We start from the raw sequence: 17732 nt of genomic DNA on the forward strand, positions 1-17732 counted from the left end.
GCTACTCGGACTGGTTCGGACAGGCGTCGACGGCCGCCTGGAGGGTGATGTCCCCCGCCCGCTCGAAGGTGAAGGTGACCGGGATCGACTTCCCCGGCTCGGCGCTGTCGTCGAGACCGAACATGAAGGACCTGAACGGCCGGTCGGGTGCGTCGGCGTCCTCGACGTTCTCCACCGGTTGACCGGCGGCGATCGACGACTCGGGGGCGATCTCGAGGGCACCCGCGGGGGCGTCGATCTCGACCCGCTCCGCGGCGGGGCTGGTGATCTCCGAGAGAGTCTCCGCCTCGGTGGAGCTGTCGTTGACCGCGGTGAAGCTCAGCTGAGCGGGTGCGTCCACCTGCAGCGAACAGTCGATCGCGTAGGCGGGTGCGATGAAGACGTTCTCGACCGAGGTCTGACCGTCCGTCTCTCCTCCGCCGCGGTTGGTCGAATCCGGTTCCGGGTCGTCGGACGAGCATGCGGTCGACACCCCCAGGGCGAGGACCATCGCGGCCGAAGCGGCGTACCGGGTCATTGAGATGCTCATAGCCGACACGGTACCCACGGTGGGCGTGTCGGCACACCACATTCTCCCGGTACCGCGGTGCGGCCTACTCCGGGTCGGTCACCAGGATCGGCCCCTCGGGCTGCCACCAGCCCCAACGGGTCTCGTTCCCGGTGGTCACCTCCGCGGGCGCCGGCGGGTCCTCCTGATAGGTGCCCAGCGGCGTGTACGCCTCGATCGAACCCCAGTCACGGTTCCAGTCGTGGCGCAGGTACGACGGGATCGTCCGGGCACGCTGGGCGGTCTCGATCCACCCGAGCGGCCCACCGGCCTCGTAGGACATCCACGTACTGGTGGCGCTCACGGCGAGCGGACGGTCGGGCAGGATCCGGAACTCCGGCAACTCCGCCACACCCGCGTAGTGCTCGAACGGCCGCTGGCACGGGAACTGCAGGCTCACCGCCCAGTCGAGCAGGACGGGCGACTCCGACCCGACCATCTCCTGGACCGTCACGAGCTCGGGTGCGCGCGGCGGGGTGATGGCGGTCCACTGTTCGGGGGTGAGGTCGTTGTCGTCGACCCGGACCCGCATGACATCGGCGTCGGCGGGGGCGTCCTGCATGTCCACCCGCAGGTTGCGCCACGTCGGCGCGGGACCGATGTCGAACGGCACCACCGGCTCGCCCACCGTGTCGACCCCGGCGTCGCCGGACCGGCCGAACTCGACCACGACCTCCTGGCCGTACTCGTAGAGCCCGTCGGCGTCGTAGCGGCCGATCCGGCCGGCCGCCGAGATCACCAGGAGCGGGTGGGACTCGCGGTTCTCGGGCAGGCGGTACCAGCCGGTCTCCAGGCTCGCCTCCCGCTGCGGGCCCACGAAGAACGACCCGAGCACCGGGGTCGTGGCGGGGTCGAGCCCGAACGGCAGGGCCACCGTGGACTCGTTCACGCCCTCCGCCCCGCGGCCGCCGGCCGTGCCGGCGCTCTCCCCGGTGCTGACCGACGGGCCGCCGCCGGGCTCGGAGGTGGTGTTGGCGGCGCCGGGGTCGGCCACCACCGCGTCGGCCGACAGGTCCGGGGCGACACCGTCCGGGGTGAACGCGGTGTTCTCCCCGGCTTCGATGGCGGCGGCCCGGTCCCGCGGGTCGATCGACCCGTCGGGCAGGGGGGTGGCGTCGAGCGGGTCCAGCATGCCGGCGTTCGCGTCGGGCTCGACCAGGACGCGGTCGGCGAGCATGCAGGGGTTGCCGGCGAGCGCGGACACGTTCCCGGCGGCGATGGTGTAGGCCGGGTACTGCTTGTGGATCCCCTTGGCGAACGAGGCGAACGAGAAGACCACCAGCAGTCCCGCGACCACCGCGATGGGGGCGGCGGCGAAGGTCCGCACCCGGCGACGACCCGCCGAGGTGCGGGGCGCGTGCTCACCGATGTAGTCACGACGGAGGTGCTGCCAGCCGGCGTAGGCGAACGTGAGCACGGCCAGGGCGAGCAGCACAGTGGCGGCGTCGATGCCGCGGACGCTGGGTGCCTTGTCCCACCACGGGATGCCGTAACTGGAGACGTACCACCAACCGTTGGGGCCCGCGAAGGCGAGCGCGACCACCACGAGGATGACGCCCAGGAACAACGTGCGGTTGCGGGCCGTCCGGACGGCGGACGCGGAGATCGCGAGGGCGCCCAACGCGGCGATCGCCCCGCCGATGCCGGCGTACACACCGAAGTGGTGGGTCCACTTGGTGGGCGAGAACATCATGAAGAAGGCGGTGCCCACGACCACGCCGACCAGGCGCCAGACCGGTCCCGAGGCTGCGCCGGGCACCTTGCCGCGGCGCAGCATGGTGCCGATCACCAGCGCCAGGCACAGCAGCACGAGCAGGACCGGCAGGCGGCGGGCGAGGGACCCGTCCACCGTGGGGATCATCAGGTAGTAGTAGCGGACGAATTCCTCGAACCAGTTGAGGTTGGGGCCGATCTCGCCGCGGACGCGGATGGCCTCGAGGACGGCGGCGAGGTTCTGGACGCCGAAGACGACGATGAGCACCATGGTGCCGGAGGCCAGCACCGGGGCGATCAGGGCGAGGTACGAGCCGATCCGGCGGCCGCGCACGACCACGGTGCGGACGACCGCCCGCAGCCCCATGATGAGGGCGGCGACGGCCATGAGGCCGGTGGGGCCGGTGGCCAGTGAGAACGAGGCGATGATCACCGCGATCGCGAACGGGAGCATCCGGCGCGTGGCTATCGCCCGTTCGACGGAGACCCAGGTGAGCAGGGCCCCCAGCGCGATGACGGGCTCGGGCCGCAGGCCGTTGTTGAACGCCATCCAGAACGCGAGGAACACGGCGGCGGCGCTCCAGAGCACCACCGGGGTGGTGCGGGCGGCCCGGCCGAGGCGTGGCAGGACCTCGCGGCTGATGACCAGCCAGCAGAGGATGGCCGCGACGAGCGCGGGCAGGCGCATCCACGGGCTGGCGGTGGAGACCTGTGCGAACAGCGTGAGCAGGTCGTAGTAGGGGGAGCCGAAGGGCGACTCGGGGACCCCGTACCAGCGGTAGTAGTTGGCCATGTACCCGGCCGGGTCGGCGGCGCGGGCCATCGTGAGGATGTAGCCGTCGTCGGAGGTGTTGCCGCCGATGAAGTGCCAGATGCCGAGTGTGCCGATCACGACGACGTCGGGCGGCCGGATCTTGAACCAGCCGCGAGGCAGGAAGCGGCGGGCGCGCCGGCCGTCGGTCTGGTCGAGTGCGTGCAGGGCCCACAGGGCGACCGCGGTGGCCAGCAGGCCGATCACGATGGCGGCCCACTTGAGGGCGGTGGGGTCGGTAGTGAACCGGGAGTCGACCTCCACGGTGGCGCCGAGACCGTCGGGCACGGCTGTGTCCGAGGGCAGGTCGGTGTAGACGCCCACCACCATCGGGCGCAGGTCCTCGGCGTCCACCCTGCGGGTGGCCGCGGGATCGTCCATCCCCTCGAACGCCGCCTCCACGTAAGTGGGGGCCGCGACGACGCTGAGCCGTGTGCAGTCGCCGGCCTCCACGCGGTCTCGCGGTGCGGAGACGATCACCCGGTTGCGCGAGATCACGTCGACCGTCTCGGCGGAGGCGCGCACGAACAGTGCGCGGTCGCCGGCCTCCTCGCCGCCGGCGGGCGCGGTGGCCAGCAGGATGCCCCCGTCCTCCGGGAGATCCGCGACCAGGGTGCACGGTGCGGAGGCGGTGAACCGCTGCGGCGAGTGCGCCATGAGCGGGGCGGTGACCGAGTCGACGGACCCGTTCTGCGGCCACTGCACGGTCGAGGTCGTCTGCTCGACCGGCAGGAACGGCAGGGAGAGGAAGCACAGGGTCCCCAGGAGCCCGCTGACTATCGAGATGAGACGGAGTCGCTTGACGCGGGAGTCGGCGGCGACCGAGCCGGCCACCGGGCCGGTGGCCGGGGCGGTTTCCGGGGACGGGGCCGGCGAGGAGTCTGACACGACGACCGATTCTAGGCGACGATCACTTCATCGGACCCGGCGTGGTCCAGCCCCACCGCAACTCGCTGCCGCGGACCAGTTCGGCCGGACTCGCCTGCGGGTCCAGAGGTTCGAACCGCTGGAGCGAACCCCAGTCCCTCGACCAGTCGTGGTCGAGGTAGGTGGGGACCGTGATCGCCTCGACCGTCTGGGTGGTCCACAGCAGGGGTCCGCCGCCGCCGGCGCTCTGCCACCAGTTCGCGGCGGAGGAGGATTCCCGGTCGGCGAGGATGCGGTATCGGGGGATCTCCGCCACGCCACCGTTGTGCACGAACGGCCGCTGGCACGGGAACGCCAGTGCCACCACCCAGTCGACGAGCACCGGGTCGGTGTGGCCGACGACCTCGTCGAGGGTGCGCAGGCGCGGGTTCCGTGGTGGGGTCACAGCGAGCCACTGGTCGGGATCGAGGTTGCCGTCGGCGGCGACCACGCGGACGACCTCGGCCTCGGCGGGGATCGACTCGAGCGGGATGCGCAGGTTGCGCCAGGCGGGGGCCGGCCCGATGTCGATGGGGGACATGGACCCCATGACCTCGAAATCGGTGGGTCCGGCGGGGCCGACCCGGCCGGGGCGTCCGTACTCGATCCGCAGGTCGCCGCTCCCGATCCGGCCGGCGGCGGCCATGACGAGTAGCGGCCGGTTGGGGCTGCGGGCGGGCAGTTGGTACCAGGCGCTGGTGAGTTCGGCGGCGACCTGCGGCCCGCGCCGGTACGAGCCGAGGACGGGAGTGGTGTCCGGGTCGAGGCCGAAGGGCAGGGCCACGGTGGAGCCGTTGACGGTCACGGCGCCGCGGCCACCGGTGGTGCCGGCGTCCACGCCGTCGCCGGGGTCGCGCTCACCGGTCTCGGACGTCGCCAGGGAGCCGGAGGCCTCGGTGCTGTCGACGGTGATGGAGTCCGGCAGACCGTTGGGGGCGAAGCCGTTGACCACGCCGGCCCCGAGGGAGATCTCCGGCCCGGCCCCGATGGCGCCGAGCAGGCCGTCGTTGGAGTCCTCCTCGACCAGCACCGAGTCGGCCAGTGCGCAGGGTTCGCCGGCCAGGGCGCGCATGTTGCCGCGCCCGACCGTGTAGGCCGGGGTCTGGGCGAACACGGCGATGACCGCGGAGGACAGTTCGAAGATCACCACGGAGAACGCGACGACCGTCAGCGGGGCGCCGCCGATCCCGGCGCGCCGGCGCGGGCGGGCCGTGTCCCCGGAGCCGCCGTCCCGCCGTCGCGACGCGGGGGTGTCGGCGTGCGTGCGCAGGAAGGGCACCGCCTGTCTGATGCGGACGCGGAGGGCGGCGCCGGGGTCGTCGGGCAGGATCCCGGAGTGGATGAGCCCGGCGATGAGCAGGCACACGAAGCCGCCGACGAACGCGACGTACTGGATCTGCACCCCGCCGATGGCGGGGAAGGAGTCCGAGAAGGGGATGCCGTAGTCGGAGACGTACCACCAGGTGTTGTCGGTGGCGGTGGAGAGTCCGACGACGAGGCACAGCGCCGCCCACACCAGCCAGCGGTTCCGGCTCAGCGACACCGTCGAGGAGCGCAGCGCGATCACGGCCAGCACCGCCAGGGCTCCGGCCAGTCCGGCGAACACCCCGAAGTGGTGGGTCCATTTGGTGGGCGTGAACACGAGGAACAGCAACGATCCCGCGATCACGCCGATCAGCCGGCGGGACGGCCCCGCGGCGGCGCCGGGGATCCGCCCACGCCGCAGCATCACGGCCGAGACGAGCACGAGGCACATGAGCATGAGCAGGACGGGGAAGCGCCGGGCGACCCCGCCGTCGGCGGAGACCCCGAACAGTGCCTCCCAGCGTTCCTTCTCCCCGTACCAGGGCAGACTCGGACCGAGCTCGGTGCGGATGCGGGTGGCCTCGAGGACCGCGGCCAGGGTCTGGTCGGCGAACACGGTGTAGAGCAGTGCGAGGCCCACCGCCAGCACGGGTCCGAGGATCGCCGCCCATCCGACCACCTGCGCGCGGCGGCGCACCATGCGGACGAACTCGCGTGCGCCGGCGGCCAGCGCCGCCACGCACATCAGCCCGGTCGGGCCGGCACCGAGGGAGAACGCGGCCACACCGATCGCCGCGACGCCCGGCACGAGGCGGCGGGTGGCGATGGACCGCTCCACCAGCGACCAGGTGAGCAGGGCGCCCAGCGCGATCACGGGCTCGGGCCGCAGCCCGTTGTTGAACGCCATCCAGAACGCGAGGAACAGGGCGGCCCCCGTCCAGCGCGGTCCGCGCCAGGTGCGGGCGAGTCTGCCCAACCGGGGGACGACCTCCCGGCTGATGATGAGCCACGACAGGATTCCGCACACCAGGGTTGGCAGGCGCATCCACGGACTGGCCGTGGACACCTCGGCGAACACCCGCAGGATCTCGTAGTACCACCCCACCGGGGACTCGGGGGAGCCGAGCCAGCGGTAGTAGTTGGCCATGTATCCGCTGGGCCCGGCGGAGCGGGCCATGGTCAGCAGGTAGCCGTCGTCGGAGGTGTTGGCGCCCACGAGGTGCCAGAAACCCAGGACGCCGATCACCACGCCGTCGACCCCGGACAGTCGCGACCAGGACCGGGGCACGAACCGTCGACCCGAGCGGCCGTCGATGCCGTCGAGGCGGTGCAGGAACACCACGGACGCGAGGGTGGCAAGGACGCCGATCACCATCAGCACCAGCTTGAGCAGCGTGGGGCTGGACGAGTAGCGGGAGTCGACGGTCACCTCCACCGTCGACTCACCGAGCCCGTCGGGTGCGGTTGCGGCCGTGAGGTCGGTGAAGACGCCGGTGACCTGCGGCCGCATGCTTCCGGGCACGGCGGCGCGCACGGCGTCGTCGGCGTCGTCGGGGTCCCGTTCGAGGCCGGTGAACTCGGCGGTGAGGATCCCGGTCTCGGCGCGCACGTGCAGCGTCTCGCACGCGGGGTCGCGCAGGGTCGACAACGGCACGGACAGCAGCGTGATGTTGCGGACCGCGACCTCGATGACGGGATCGCCCGCGGCGTCCCGGACGCGTTGGACGACCAGCCCGTCGGAGATCCGCCCGGGGGCGTCCTGCGGGAGGGTGGAGAACACGATCGTGTTCTCCGGCACCTGTGCCAGCGGCGCGCAGGGGGCGGTGATCGTCAGGTCGAGCGGCCGCCCGGAGACCAGGGGCGCGGTGACCGGGGCGTAGTCGGGCCCGGCCGTCCACTGCACACGGGTGGTGTCCTGGTCGACGGGCAGTATCCCGGCGAGGACGGCGAGGAACGCACCGAGGAACCCGGTGATGATCGCCCACCGGCGGTGGCGGTCCATTCCGGGGTAGGGGTGCAGTCCGAGGGGACGCTCACGGTCGGTGTCGCGCACCTCGTCGTCGTCACCCCCTGGCACGGTCCCTGCTCCCGGGTCGTCACCGGACCCGCGGCCGTCACCCGCTCCCCGCGTCGTCACCACGTGATCACCGCACCACGATCACGGCGAACGGGCCCACGTCGTGGACCTCGAAGTGGGGGCCCTCGACGGCCTCGGCGGGGATGGTGACGCCGAACCGTCGCACGTTGGGGTCGTTGGGGTAGGTGTCCTCGGCCAGGCGCAGTGCGTATCCGTCGCCCGACCGGCGGGTGACGATCGCGTCGGGGCCGCGCCACGGGGTCTGGTCCATCATGGCGTGCAGCTCGGCGCCGCTGGTGGCGTCCTCCCACCGGAGCATGGCCTCGTTGCGGTCGGCGTACCGCCCCAGGGGGTTGGCGTAGTGGGAGGTTACGGCCTGGTAGGCCAGGTACGGGTGGTAGGCGAGGAAGGCATCGGCGGTGCTGACGACGACGAGGTCGGTCCGCCTCCGGCCGGGGAACGCCTCCCGGATGGTCTCGTCGACCTCGGCGTAGTGGGACTCGGGCCCGGGCGGGTAGCGGTCCGCCCGCTCTCCGTGACCGTCGGTGTCGGTGTAGGCCAGCCGGATCTCCTCGTGCAGGTGATCGGGGATGCCCTGAGCGTGGGCGAGTGCGGCCAGTGAGGCCAGGACCCCCACCACCGCGGTGGCCCGGCGACGCCGGTCGGCCGCCTCCGCAGCGGGCCGGTCGGTGCCGTTCTGGCGCCCGGCGAGGCGCACGGCGAGGCCGGCGACATCGGTGATCGCGAAGACGCCCGCCACCACGAGCAGACCGATGAGCACCGGTTCGAGGCGGAAACCGAGCATGGTGGTGCCCAGGACGGTGATCGCCATCGAGGCCAGGCACCACAGGTAGACGGCCACCACGCCCAGGCCCAGCGCCTGAGCGCGGCGCGAGGTCCACGCTCGGGCGACGATCCAGACCAGACCGGCCAGACACACCCAGCCCGTGAGGCCGCCGGCGGTCATGGGCAGCGGCAGGCGGGCGCCGGCGTCGGGCAGGTAGTGCATCGCCGTCCCGGAGTCGGCCGGGGTTCCGCGCAGGGCGGCGAGCAGATAGGGCGCCCACACGATGAGCGCGATCGCGATGGAGCCGAACCCGATCGCCGCGAGCCGGACCGCGGGCAGCCAGAGCGGGAGGGGTTCACGGGCGGGATGTGCCCCGTCGGCGCGGTCGGTCCCACGGTCCTCCGCACGGTCGGCGCGGCGGCCGGCGAACACGGCGGTGACGGTCGCGACCAGCGCCATGAGTACGACGGTGCCCGCCGCCAGACCCGTGTAGAGCGTGTACATGCTGGCCGAGACGCCCAGGAACAGGGTGGTGGTCAGGGCCGCACCGCGACCGGCGTGCCGCGCCGTGGGGTTGACGGCGTGCCACGCGAGGATGAGCACAGGCGGGAGGAACAGCGCCACGATCGCGCCGTAGGGCTCGGGGCTGCCGTAGGCGAGCATGATCGAGGTCGACGCCAGTCCCACCGCCGCCCCGAGGTCGGTGCGCAACAGGCGGGTCCACAGCACGGTGACCAGCGCGGCGGCGATCGCGAGCGAGAGGATGGACCACGGCTTGTACGCCGCCCAGCCCTCGAGGCCGGCGAGGTTGGCGAACCGCCCGCCCAGCCAGAACCAGCCGGACGGATAGAACGAGGGCAGGTCGGCGTACGCCATGTCGGGCAGTCCGAGCGAGGTCGCCGAGCGACCGAGGAACTGGGTGCGGAACTCCTGGTCCACGCTCACGCCGTGCAGGTACAACCGCGATGCGGCGAGCGGGATCCCCAGTGTGGCGGCGACCAGCAACGCGGAGCCGGTGGGGGCCGCGAGCTTACCCAGACGGACCAGCGCGGACCGACCGCCCGGCTGCTCGCCGGCGCGTACGGACAGTATCCCCAGCACCACCAGCGCGATGGCGGCGACCTGACCGACGACCGTCAGCGCCCGCAGGACGTTGGAGTTGCCGTAGGCGGGGAAGGAGACGAGGGAGAACCCGGCGAGGACGACCGCGGTGACGACGGCGGCCAGCAGCGTCGCCGCGCCGGCCAGGCCGAGCCCCCGGAGCGCCACCGGCATCCCTAGAAGGGGAGCTTGCGGAAGATGGGGCGGGGGACGTGCGTGAGCACGGCCATGACCCCGCCGAACGCGGCAGGTGCGAAGACCGCGCCCTTACCGGCTCCGGCGTTCTTCACCGCGATGCGGGCGACCTCGTCCTTGTTGATGGTCAGCGGCGCCTCCTTGACGTGCGCCGACATGCGCGTGCGGACCTGGCCGGGCCGGATGACCAGGACGTCCACCCCGTGCTCGGCCAGCGCGTACCCGAGGCCGGTGTAGAAGGAGTCCAGCCCCGCCTTGGTGGAGCCGTAGACGAAGTTGGAGCGGCGGGCACGGAGACCCGCGGCCGAACTCATGGCGATGATCCGGCCGTAACCCTGCGACTTCATCCGTTCGGCGAGCAACACGCCCACCGAGACCGCGCCGGTGTAGTTGATCTGGGCGATCTGGACGGCCTTGCGCTGGTCGGACCAGAGTTCCTCGTTCTCACCCAGCAGGCCGAACGCGACGATCGCCACGTCCACGTCCCCGCCGGCGAAGATCTGCTCGAACGCGGCCGGGTGGGACTCGGTCGCGGCGGCGTCGAAGTCGACCACCTCCACCGCGCTCGCACCGGCGGCGGTCATCTCCGCGCGCGCGTCGTCGACCCCCGGGTCTCCGGGCAGGCAGGCGAGGATCACGCGCATCGGGCCCTGCTGGAGGTACTCGGCGCAGATGGCCAGGCCGATCTCGGAGGTACCACCGAGGAGGAGCAGGGTCTGGGGGACGCCGACGGCATTGATCATGGGCAGGAGTCTACCGAGGGGGTCCGACGCTGCTGCGCCCCTCACGGGTGGCGGGTGGATCGGGACGGGCGCGAGGCGGTGTGCGCCGCTGCGCGGTGGCCCGGTCCGGCCGGCCCCCGGCCGCCCGGATCAGATGAATCGAGGTCGTCCGGGCCCGGCTCGGCGCGGTGCGCGTGGCCGTGGGCGTACCGAGGTGGGTGACGGGGCCGGTCTGCTCGGGGACCGTTCCCACACCGCCGAGGGCGGGGTGGTCACGATCAGGGCGACTGCGGCGACAGCGGCGCGGAGGATCATGGCGGGCTCCATTTCGGACGCGTCGGTAGACGCTCGTGGTCCGAGGACATCCTCCAGTGTGACGCCGGGCCGGGGTCGTGTGTAGCCCCCGCCGGCGGTCCCCCGGCGGAGGCGCGTCGCGGCCGTGGAGCCGGGCGGCGGCGGCGGGGAGGCCCCGCCCCGGTCGACCGTCAGATCAGCTCGAGGCGACGCCCCATGTCGGAGACGAACACGCCGTTCGGGTCGATCCCCCGGCGGGTGGCGATCCACGAATCGATCCGAGGGTACATCGCGTGGAAGCGCTCGGCCGGGACGCGGGAGTCCTTGGCCGTGTACAGGCGGCCGCCCATCGACATGACCTTGGCGTCGAGTTCGTTGACGAACGTGTTGAGCCGGCTGTTGATCGGGAAGTCCACGCAGACGTTCCATCCCTCCATGGGGAAGGACAGCGGCGCCTGGTTTCCCGGGCCGAAGAGCTTGAAGACGTTGAGAAACGAGTAGTGCCCCGAGCGCTGGATGTCGCCGATGATCTCCTTGAAGCCCTCGACCTCGCCGGGCGGGACGATGAACTGGTACTGCAGGAATCCCTTGGACCCGTAGGCCCGGTTCCACTCGGAGAACAGGTCGAGCATGTGGTAGAACGCCGGCAGCGTCTTGATCTGGTTCCGGGACGTGACCCCGAGCCGGTAGTACACCTCGCCGATGGGGCCGAAGGTGTACTTGTTCGCGAGCCCGTTGGGGAAAATGTCCGGGAAGGTGATGAGCGGCTTGGCGTCCATCGCCAGGGGGTTCTTCGCCAGCTTGGGCGCGTATTCCTCGAGTTCGGCGAGGGTGGCCAGCGACCCGCGGGACACGGCTGCCCGGCCGAGCTTCGGCGGCGCGCTGATCGCGTCGAACCAGGCCGAGGAGTAGGTGTACTTCGACTCGGAACCGTCGGTGTGCAGGGCGATCGTCTCGTCGAGCGACCCGGTCTGATCGGAATCGGCCAGGAAGAAGGCGGTCTCGGTGCGGGTCATGGCGATCCACACCTTGAGGATCACGCCGGTCAGGCCGTTGCCGCCGACCGTGGCCCAGAACAGGGTGCCCTCCGGGTCGTCGGCGGTACCGCTCGGCTCCAGGGTCAGCACCCGGCCGTCGGCGACGAGCAGTTCCATGCGGGTGACGTGGTTGCCGAAGGACCCGGCCGAATGGTGGTTCTTACCGTGGATGTCATGACCGATCGCGCCGCCGACCGTGACCTGCCGGGTGCCCGGGAGCACCGGAACCCACAGGCCGAACGGCAGGGCCGCGCGCATGAGCTGGTCGAGGTTCACGCCCGCGTCCACCACGGCCAGCGCCTTCTCGGCGTTGAGCTCGTGGATGCGGTTGAAGTGGCTCATGTCCAGCACGAGACCGCCGGAGTTCTGGGCGCTGTCGCCGTAGGAGCGACCGAGCCCGCGGGCCACCACGCCGCGGTGCAGGTGGGCGGGGCTCGACGCGTTGGCGTCGTTGACCGCCGCCACGGCTGCCGATATCTCCTCCACGGACCGTGGGGTGAGCACGTGGCTCATCGCGGGAGAGGTGCGCCCCCAGCCGGTGAGGCGCTTGAGTTCGGTGTCCAGGGCGGACTGGGCCGGGGAGGAGTTCTGGGCGGTGCTCACAGGGTCGAGGGTACCGCTCAGCGGCTCCCGACCCACCCCTCGACGGCCCCGGCGTGACGTCCGCAACGCCCCCGGCGCGCCCGACCGCTGGTGACGCTATCGGCAGCCGGTGGTGAACGGGACCCCGCGGGCGCGGTCGTCGACCCAGTCGAGCGCCGGGCCCACCGCGGTGTAGGCGGCCAGGATGTGCTCGCCCGGAACGGGCGTGTACTCGACGTCGGCACCGGCCGCGCACCACTCGTCGGCCAGCTGCCGGGCCGTCCATTCGGGGACGAACGGGTCTCCGGGACCCCGCGACGAGCCCGGGCCGGGCCCGATCGGCGCGGCGGCGTCCCCGTGCCACACCTGCACCGGGCCGGTCGGCACCTCGCGCGGGTCCGCGCCGTGGGCCGGGTCGGCGGTGCCCAGCCGGTTGCGGGCGAGCACCTCTGACACGGTCGGGTCAGTCCGCGGGTCGGTGGTAATCAGCGTCGCCAGCGGGACGGGGAACAGCCCCGACGCGGTGTTGGCGGCGGCACACGAGTCGCGGAGCCCGTGGGCGGCGACGTCCCCGGCGTCGCTGAGCAGTGTGTACAGCTCGGGGTACTCGCGCGCGATCCCCAGTACCGCTGCTCGGTAGAGCCCGGAGGCGAGGTTGCCGTCCATCGTGTCGAACAGTTCCGAGTAGTCGGCGGGGACACCGCCCACGGACGACCCCACGAGCACACCGGTCAACTCGGGCGCGTAGACGGGCTGCAGCTGGGCGGCCCAGCCGGTGGCGATACCGCCGCCGGAGTAACCGACCTGGACGACCCGCGAGTCGACGAACATCGGGCCGCTCTCACCGGGTGGGACGAAGGCGCGGGCCGCTCGGATCCCGTCGAGGACCGCCCGGCCGTTGGCCCGTCCGGCCGCGTACGCGGCCTTGGGTCCCTGGAAGTCGGTCACGACCAGCCCGTACCCGCGGTCGGCGAGGATCTGCAGGAACGGTGGCATCTCGAGGTTCAGCTCGTGCGGCAGCGTGTGCGACGGCATGCACGTCAGGCCGAGGGAATCGATGGTGACGTTGAACGACACGAGCGGTCGCGGACCCGGCCCTGTCCAGGGGGTGGCCGGCTCGATGATGGTGGAGACGATCTGCTGCGGCCGGTCGTGCGAGTCGAGACTCTGGACCAGCACCTGCCAGCCGCGGCCGAAGTTGCGGACGTTGTGCGGCGGGATCGTCACCGGCCTCGTGTCGAGGATCGTCCCGGGGGCCGTGGCGGGATCGACCTCGGGCGGTGCGGAGTACCAGGGATCCGGTGACGGGCTGGGCAGATATCGCTCCGGCGTGCGCTCGTGCGGGGGTGCCGGTCGGAACGCCGCCAGCGGATCGGGCGGTGCCGCGGGCGAGGACCCGGGCGCCGGTGCCGGCATCGCGGCGGTGGACGGGACCCCGGCCACCGCGCAGGCCAGGGACACGATTGCCGCGGCGACTGCGCGGGCGGGACGGAGGGGACGCCGCGACCTCATGCGCGTACGGTATCGCGCGCCTCGGACATGGCCACCGGGCGGTCGGCACATCGACCTCGCCGGACCCTCCCGGTCGGGGCGGGTCGGTCGTAGGCTCTCCCACGTGGGGTCGACGATGATCGAGATCGGGCCGGCGTTGGCGGTGGCCGTCGTCCTGTTCGTGGTTATCGGCGCGACGGCGGCGTGGCTGGGCGGCACGGGGCAGGAGTGGGAGATCCCGTGGACGTCGATCCGCGCGGCCGTCCAGCTCGTGGCGCTCTCGCTGATCATCGGGTACGTGGCCGACCGGCCGTGGCTGGTGGCGGCATTCGCGGTGGTGATGGCGTCCGTCGCCTCGTGGGCCGCGGCCCGGAGGCTGGCGCAGCGCAGCGCGCCTCAGGCTGGTGCGGCGCGGGTGACCGTGCGTGATGCGCTGTGGTGCGCGGTGGCGGTGGCTCTGCCGGCGGCGGTGATCGTCCTGGGGTTGCTCGCGGCCGGGGTGGTCCGCCCCAACGGATTGTCGGTCATCCCGGTGGTGGGGATCTTCCTGGGCAACGCCATGGCGGTGGCGGGCCTGTCCGGCCGCCGCGCGCACGACGAACTCGCCACCCGTCACGGTGAGGTGGAGGCCGCGCTGTCGCTCGGCTTCACGGACATCCCCGCGCGGATGATGGTGTGCCGCGAGGCGGCGGCGACTTCCCTGCAGCCCTCGCTGGACCAGACGCGCACCATCGGGTTGGTCACGATCCCCGGGGCGTTCGTCGGGATGGTGCTCGGCGGTGCCCGTCCGTGGGAGGCCGGGGTGATGCAACTGTTCGTCTCGACCGGGATCCTCGCGTGTGGCGCGATAGCCCTGGTGGTGACCACCCGTCTCGTGGCCGCCGACCGGTTGTAGCCGGGAGACGCCTCGCGCACGACGCCCGACTGTCGGCCGGTGGGCCGGACGGTGGGCGCCGCGCGCGAGTAGCGGTGCGGTGGGCTCGCGCTCAGGCGGAGCCGCGGGTGGCCGGCGTCGACAGGACGACGCGGCCGGTGGGCGTGTACGACGGCGAGACCGGGCGACGGTTCGGAGTCCGCAGCGGCGATGACGGCGGGATGGCCCGGCCGGTCGGCGTGTACGAGAACGCGGTCGGCGCGTTGTTCATGGCGGGATTTCGGTACTGCGACATGGGGATTCCTCCTGGTCGGGAAGCGAGCTGCACAGCCGCCACGTCCACTGGTGACGAGACGACGAGCCGTGCTCGGATGCGTTGGGTGGAGGCGACGACGGCTACCCGGGAATGGCGCGGACCTGGTGGTGAGGGCGCCGGGTGAGATGGGGTGGCCGGAACGGATCGCTCCCGCGGAATCGAACGCAGTCGGCGGATGTGCCGTTTCCGGTTCGACCAGAAGCGGGCTTGTGTGCCCGCAGTGGAGAAAGAATTGCACGTCGCAGACCTGATCGCAAGGGGGGTGACGATCTTCACGTGATCCTCACGGAGACCCCTCGGGTGCTTCACGCGGAGGCGGTGGAATCGAGGTGTCGGACGAACCGACACACGAGGCCCCACCCGCGGGGCAGGACGAGGTGAGGATCATGATGGCGAACTCGAACAGGACGATCCGTCGCTCGATGGGCGCGGTCGCGGCCGTCGGTGCGTTGGCGGTGGCGGGGGTCGGCGGATATGCGCTGGCCGGGTCCGACGGGCCCACGGAGGGCACCCGGGTCGCGACGGTGGCGACACAGCAGCAGACGGGAGGCCCCCAGGGGCACCACGGACAGCAGGGCCAGGGCGGGCAGGGCCATGGCGGGCAGGGCCAGGGCGGAGCGGGCCAGCAGGCCCCGCAGGGTGAGAAGGGCCAGCGTGGCGAGAAGGGCCAGCGTGGCGAGAAGGGCCACGGGCTCGAGGTCCCCGCGCCCGCCGGTACGTTGTCGGCCGAGGAGGCCGAGACCCTGTCGATGATGCGCGAGGAGGAGCGGCTCGCCCACGACCTGTACGTGGCGTTGGGCGAGGCGTGGCCGGACCGCCGGTTCGACAACATCTCGGCTGCGGAAGCCCGGCACGGTGAGGCCACGGCGACCCTGCTCGCGAACCACGACCTGCCCGACCCGTCGGTCGGCTCCACCCCGGGAGTGTACGACTACCCGGAGCTCCAGGAGCTGTACGACGACTGGCTGGAGCGGGGCCTGACCTCGAAGTCCGAGGCGCTGGCGGTGGGCGCCGAGCTCGAGCGACGCGACATCGCCGATCTCGAGGCCGCGATGGCGGCCACCGAGCAACCCGATCTGGACGCGGTGTACGAGCACCTCAGGGACGGATCGGAGAAGCACCTGGCGGCGTTCGAGCGAGGCTGAACACGAAGGTGGACCCCTGGCCCGGGCCCCGGGAGGCGACTGTGAGGTCGCCCCCGTGGGCCCGGGCCAGTTGGCGTCCGATGGTCAGACCGAGGCCGGATCCGCCGGCGTGTCCGCCGGGCCCGCGATGGAACCGCTCGAAGACGCGCTCGGCCGAGTCGTCGTCCAGGCCGATGCCGGTGTCGGCGACGGTGATCTCCGCCCCGCCGGAGGTGCCGCGCACCGAGACCGTCACCCGGCCGCGCTCGGTGGCGGCCAGTGCGTTGACCACCAGGTTCTCGACGACCTGCGCCACGCGGTCCGGGTCGACCGTCAGGCGCACCTCGTCGTCGGGCAACTCCACCCGCAGGTCGACCTCCGTCGAGGCGAACCGGGGCCGGAGCCGCTCGACCGTGAGGCGCACCAGTTCGGCCAGGTCGGTGACCGTCGGCGCGAGGTCGAGGCGGCCCTCGGTGCCCCTGGACAGCGTCGACAGGTCCTCGGAGAGGCGCCGGAGCCGGGCGCTCTCGGCACGCACGTGACGCAACTCCTCCACGCCGAACACGCCGTCGGCGATGCCCTCCACGTACCCGTCGATCACGGTGAGCGGCGTGCGCATCTCGTGTGCGACTTCCGAGATGAGACGCATCCGGCGCGCCTCGGTCTGGTCGATCGCGCGGGCGAGTGTCGTCACGTCGTCGGCGAGGGCCGCGATCTCCCGCTCGGGGGGACGGGTGATGCGGCGGGTGTAGTCCCCGGCGGCTATCGCGGTGGTGGCGGCCCCCACCTCCGCCAGCGACCGGAGCAGGCGACGCCCGACGATCCCGGCGGCGAGGAGCGCGACCGCGACGCCGGCGACCGCCCCCCAGACCGTGGCCGTGGTGACCGCGTCGGCGACGGTCGAGCGCAGACCCGGGCCGGCGCCGCGGTTGCCGACCCCACCGACCCCACCGGGACCGCCGGGCCGGAGCGAGTCGTCGAAGAGCATCGGAGCCGTCAGCCGGACCACCACCAGCACCACGACCACGCCGACCACGGCCACCGCGAGGTGGGAGAGGAACAACCGCCCGCGCAGGGTCCGGATCATTGCGCACCCCCGTGGCCCGCCGGCCGGAGGACCTTGTAGCCCGCGCCCCGCACGGTGGCCACGAAGCGGGGTGCCGCCGGATCGTCCCCGAGGGCCCGCCGTAGCCCGCGCACGTGGACGTCGACCACTCGCTCGTCCCCGAAGTACCCGTCTTGCCACACCGCGTCGAGGAGCTGACGGCGGCTGAACACCTGCCCCGGGGCGGCCGTCATGGTGGCCAGCAGATCGAACTCGATCGGGGTGAGCGGGACCGCCGATCCGTCGACGGCGACCTCACGTGCCCCGACGTCCACGGCCAGCCCGCCGACGGTGAGCGGCGGCGTGGCCACCACCACCGGACCGGCCTCGCGTGCCCGGCGCAGGACGGCGCGGACGCGGGCCGTGACCTCACGGGGGCTGAAGGGTTTGACCACGTAGTCGTCGGCCCCGGCCTCGAGGCCGATCAGCCGGTCGACCTCCTCGGCGCGGGCGGTCACGAGGATCACGTACACCGGTGACACCGCCCGCAGGTCGCGCAGCAGGTCGAGGCCGTTCCCGTCCGGCAGTCCGATGTCGAGCAGGACGAGGTCGGCGGCGCCCACCAGCTCCCGGGCCTGGGCCGCGGTACCGGCTTCGTCGACGGCGAAACCGTCCGCCTCCAGATACCCGCGCAGGACACGGCGGATGTGGGGTTCGTCGTCCACCACCAGGACGCGGCGGCGGGCGGCGGGGTCGGGGGAGTTCACGCCTCCAGTGTCCCCCTCGGCAGTGCGTGACGCTGTGC

12 protein-coding genes are annotated in these 17732 nt (G+C 72.4%); 2 read left to right on the top strand and 10 right to left on the bottom strand.

Features of this window, described 5'->3' with window-relative positions; genetic code table 11:
- Position 1: 1 nt before the first annotated feature.
- The 7 genes from NR111_RS11450 to NR111_RS11480 all read right to left on the bottom strand — a co-directional run bounded on the left by NR111_RS11450 (position 2) and on the right by NR111_RS11480 (position 13589).
- The gene (locus NR111_RS11450) at positions 2-529 is read right to left on the bottom strand and encodes a hypothetical protein (protein ID WP_132062190.1); all 528 of its coding nucleotides are present in this window, start codon (positions 527-529) and stop codon (positions 2-4) included.
- 64 nt (positions 530-593) lie between these two features.
- Positions 594-3959: an arabinosyltransferase domain-containing protein gene (locus NR111_RS11455; RefSeq protein WP_240341218.1), complete on the bottom strand. Its 3366-nt coding sequence runs from the start codon at positions 3957-3959 to the stop codon at positions 594-596.
- 22 nt (positions 3960-3981) lie between these two features.
- Positions 3982-7359: an arabinosyltransferase domain-containing protein gene (locus NR111_RS11460; RefSeq protein ID WP_256820819.1), complete on the bottom strand. Its 3378-nt coding sequence runs from the start codon at positions 7357-7359 to the stop codon at positions 3982-3984.
- Positions 7360-7426: 67 nt separating this feature from the next.
- Complete coding sequence (locus NR111_RS11465; protein ID WP_096906236.1) at positions 7427-9421, bottom strand: galactan 5-O-arabinofuranosyltransferase; 1995 nt, start codon at positions 9419-9421, stop codon at positions 7427-7429.
- Positions 9422-9423: 2 nt separating this feature from the next.
- Positions 9424-10185: a decaprenylphospho-beta-D-erythro-pentofuranosid-2-ulose 2-reductase gene (locus NR111_RS11470; RefSeq protein WP_067714791.1), complete on the bottom strand. Its 762-nt coding sequence runs from the start codon at positions 10183-10185 to the stop codon at positions 9424-9426.
- 464 nt (positions 10186-10649) lie between these two features.
- Positions 10650-12098: an FAD-binding oxidoreductase gene (locus NR111_RS11475; RefSeq protein ID WP_067714788.1), complete on the bottom strand. Its 1449-nt coding sequence runs from the start codon at positions 12096-12098 to the stop codon at positions 10650-10652.
- 96 nt (positions 12099-12194) lie between these two features.
- Positions 12195-13589: a lipase family protein gene (locus tag NR111_RS11480; RefSeq protein WP_096906235.1), complete on the bottom strand. Its 1395-nt coding sequence runs from the start codon at positions 13587-13589 to the stop codon at positions 12195-12197.
- A 103-nt stretch (positions 13590-13692) separates the two neighbouring features.
- On the opposite strand from NR111_RS11480, the gene NR111_RS11485 reads away from it, so the two are divergent.
- Positions 13693-14463: an ABC transporter permease gene (locus NR111_RS11485; protein WP_227022103.1), complete on the top strand. Its 771-nt coding sequence runs from the start codon at positions 13693-13695 to the stop codon at positions 14461-14463.
- 91 nt (positions 14464-14554) lie between these two features.
- Here the strand turns inward: NR111_RS11485 and NR111_RS11490 are convergent, their stop codons facing one another.
- The gene (locus tag NR111_RS11490; protein WP_067714780.1) at positions 14555-14737 is read right to left on the bottom strand and encodes a hypothetical protein; all 183 of its coding nucleotides are present in this window, start codon (positions 14735-14737) and stop codon (positions 14555-14557) included.
- A gap of 407 nt (positions 14738-15144) precedes the next feature.
- Between NR111_RS11490 and NR111_RS11495 the strand changes: the two genes are divergently transcribed.
- Positions 15145-15903 (top strand): DUF2202 domain-containing protein, encoded by a 759-nt coding sequence (locus NR111_RS11495; RefSeq protein ID WP_256820820.1) that lies wholly within the window; start codon positions 15145-15147, stop codon positions 15901-15903.
- Here NR111_RS11495 and NR111_RS11500 read toward each other — a convergent pair.
- Both NR111_RS11500 and NR111_RS11505 read right to left on the bottom strand, forming a co-directional pair.
- Positions 15857-16969, bottom strand: coding sequence for a cell wall metabolism sensor histidine kinase WalK (locus tag NR111_RS11500; protein ID WP_256820821.1), 1113 nt, complete (start codon positions 16967-16969; stop codon positions 15857-15859). The genes NR111_RS11495 and NR111_RS11500 overlap by 47 nt on opposite strands.
- Positions 16966-17694: a response regulator transcription factor gene (locus tag NR111_RS11505; protein ID WP_256820822.1), complete on the bottom strand. Its 729-nt coding sequence runs from the start codon at positions 17692-17694 to the stop codon at positions 16966-16968. The genes NR111_RS11500 and NR111_RS11505 overlap by 4 nt, the downstream gene beginning before the upstream one ends.
- Between the last annotated feature and the right edge of the window lie 38 nt (positions 17695-17732).

This window comes from Dietzia sp. Die43 (assembly GCF_024519835.1).
Taxonomy (GTDB): Bacteria; Actinomycetota; Actinomycetes; order Mycobacteriales; family Mycobacteriaceae; genus Dietzia; species Dietzia kunjamensis.

Coding starts and splice junctions, on each gene's coding strand:
- NR111_RS11480 (WP_096906235.1), bottom strand. CDS start 13,589: ATGAGGTCGCGGCGTCCCCTCCGTCCCGCCCGCGCAGTCGCCGCGGCA.
- NR111_RS11490 (WP_067714780.1), bottom strand. CDS start 14,737: ATGTCGCAGTACCGAAATCCCGCCATGAACAACGCGCCGACCGCGTTC.
- NR111_RS11450 (WP_132062190.1), bottom strand. CDS start 529: ATGAGCATCTCAATGACCCGGTACGCCGCTTCGGCCGCGATGGTCCTC.
- NR111_RS11465 (WP_096906236.1), bottom strand. CDS start 9,421: ATGCCGGTGGCGCTCCGGGGGCTCGGCCTGGCCGGCGCGGCGACGCTG.
- NR111_RS11495 (WP_256820820.1), top strand. CDS start 15,145: ATGATGGCGAACTCGAACAGGACGATCCGTCGCTCGATGGGCGCGGTC.
- NR111_RS11500 (WP_256820821.1), bottom strand. CDS start 16,969: ATGATCCGGACCCTGCGCGGGCGGTTGTTCCTCTCCCACCTCGCGGTG.
- NR111_RS11470 (WP_067714791.1), bottom strand. CDS start 10,185: ATGATCAATGCCGTCGGCGTCCCCCAGACCCTGCTCCTCCTCGGTGGT.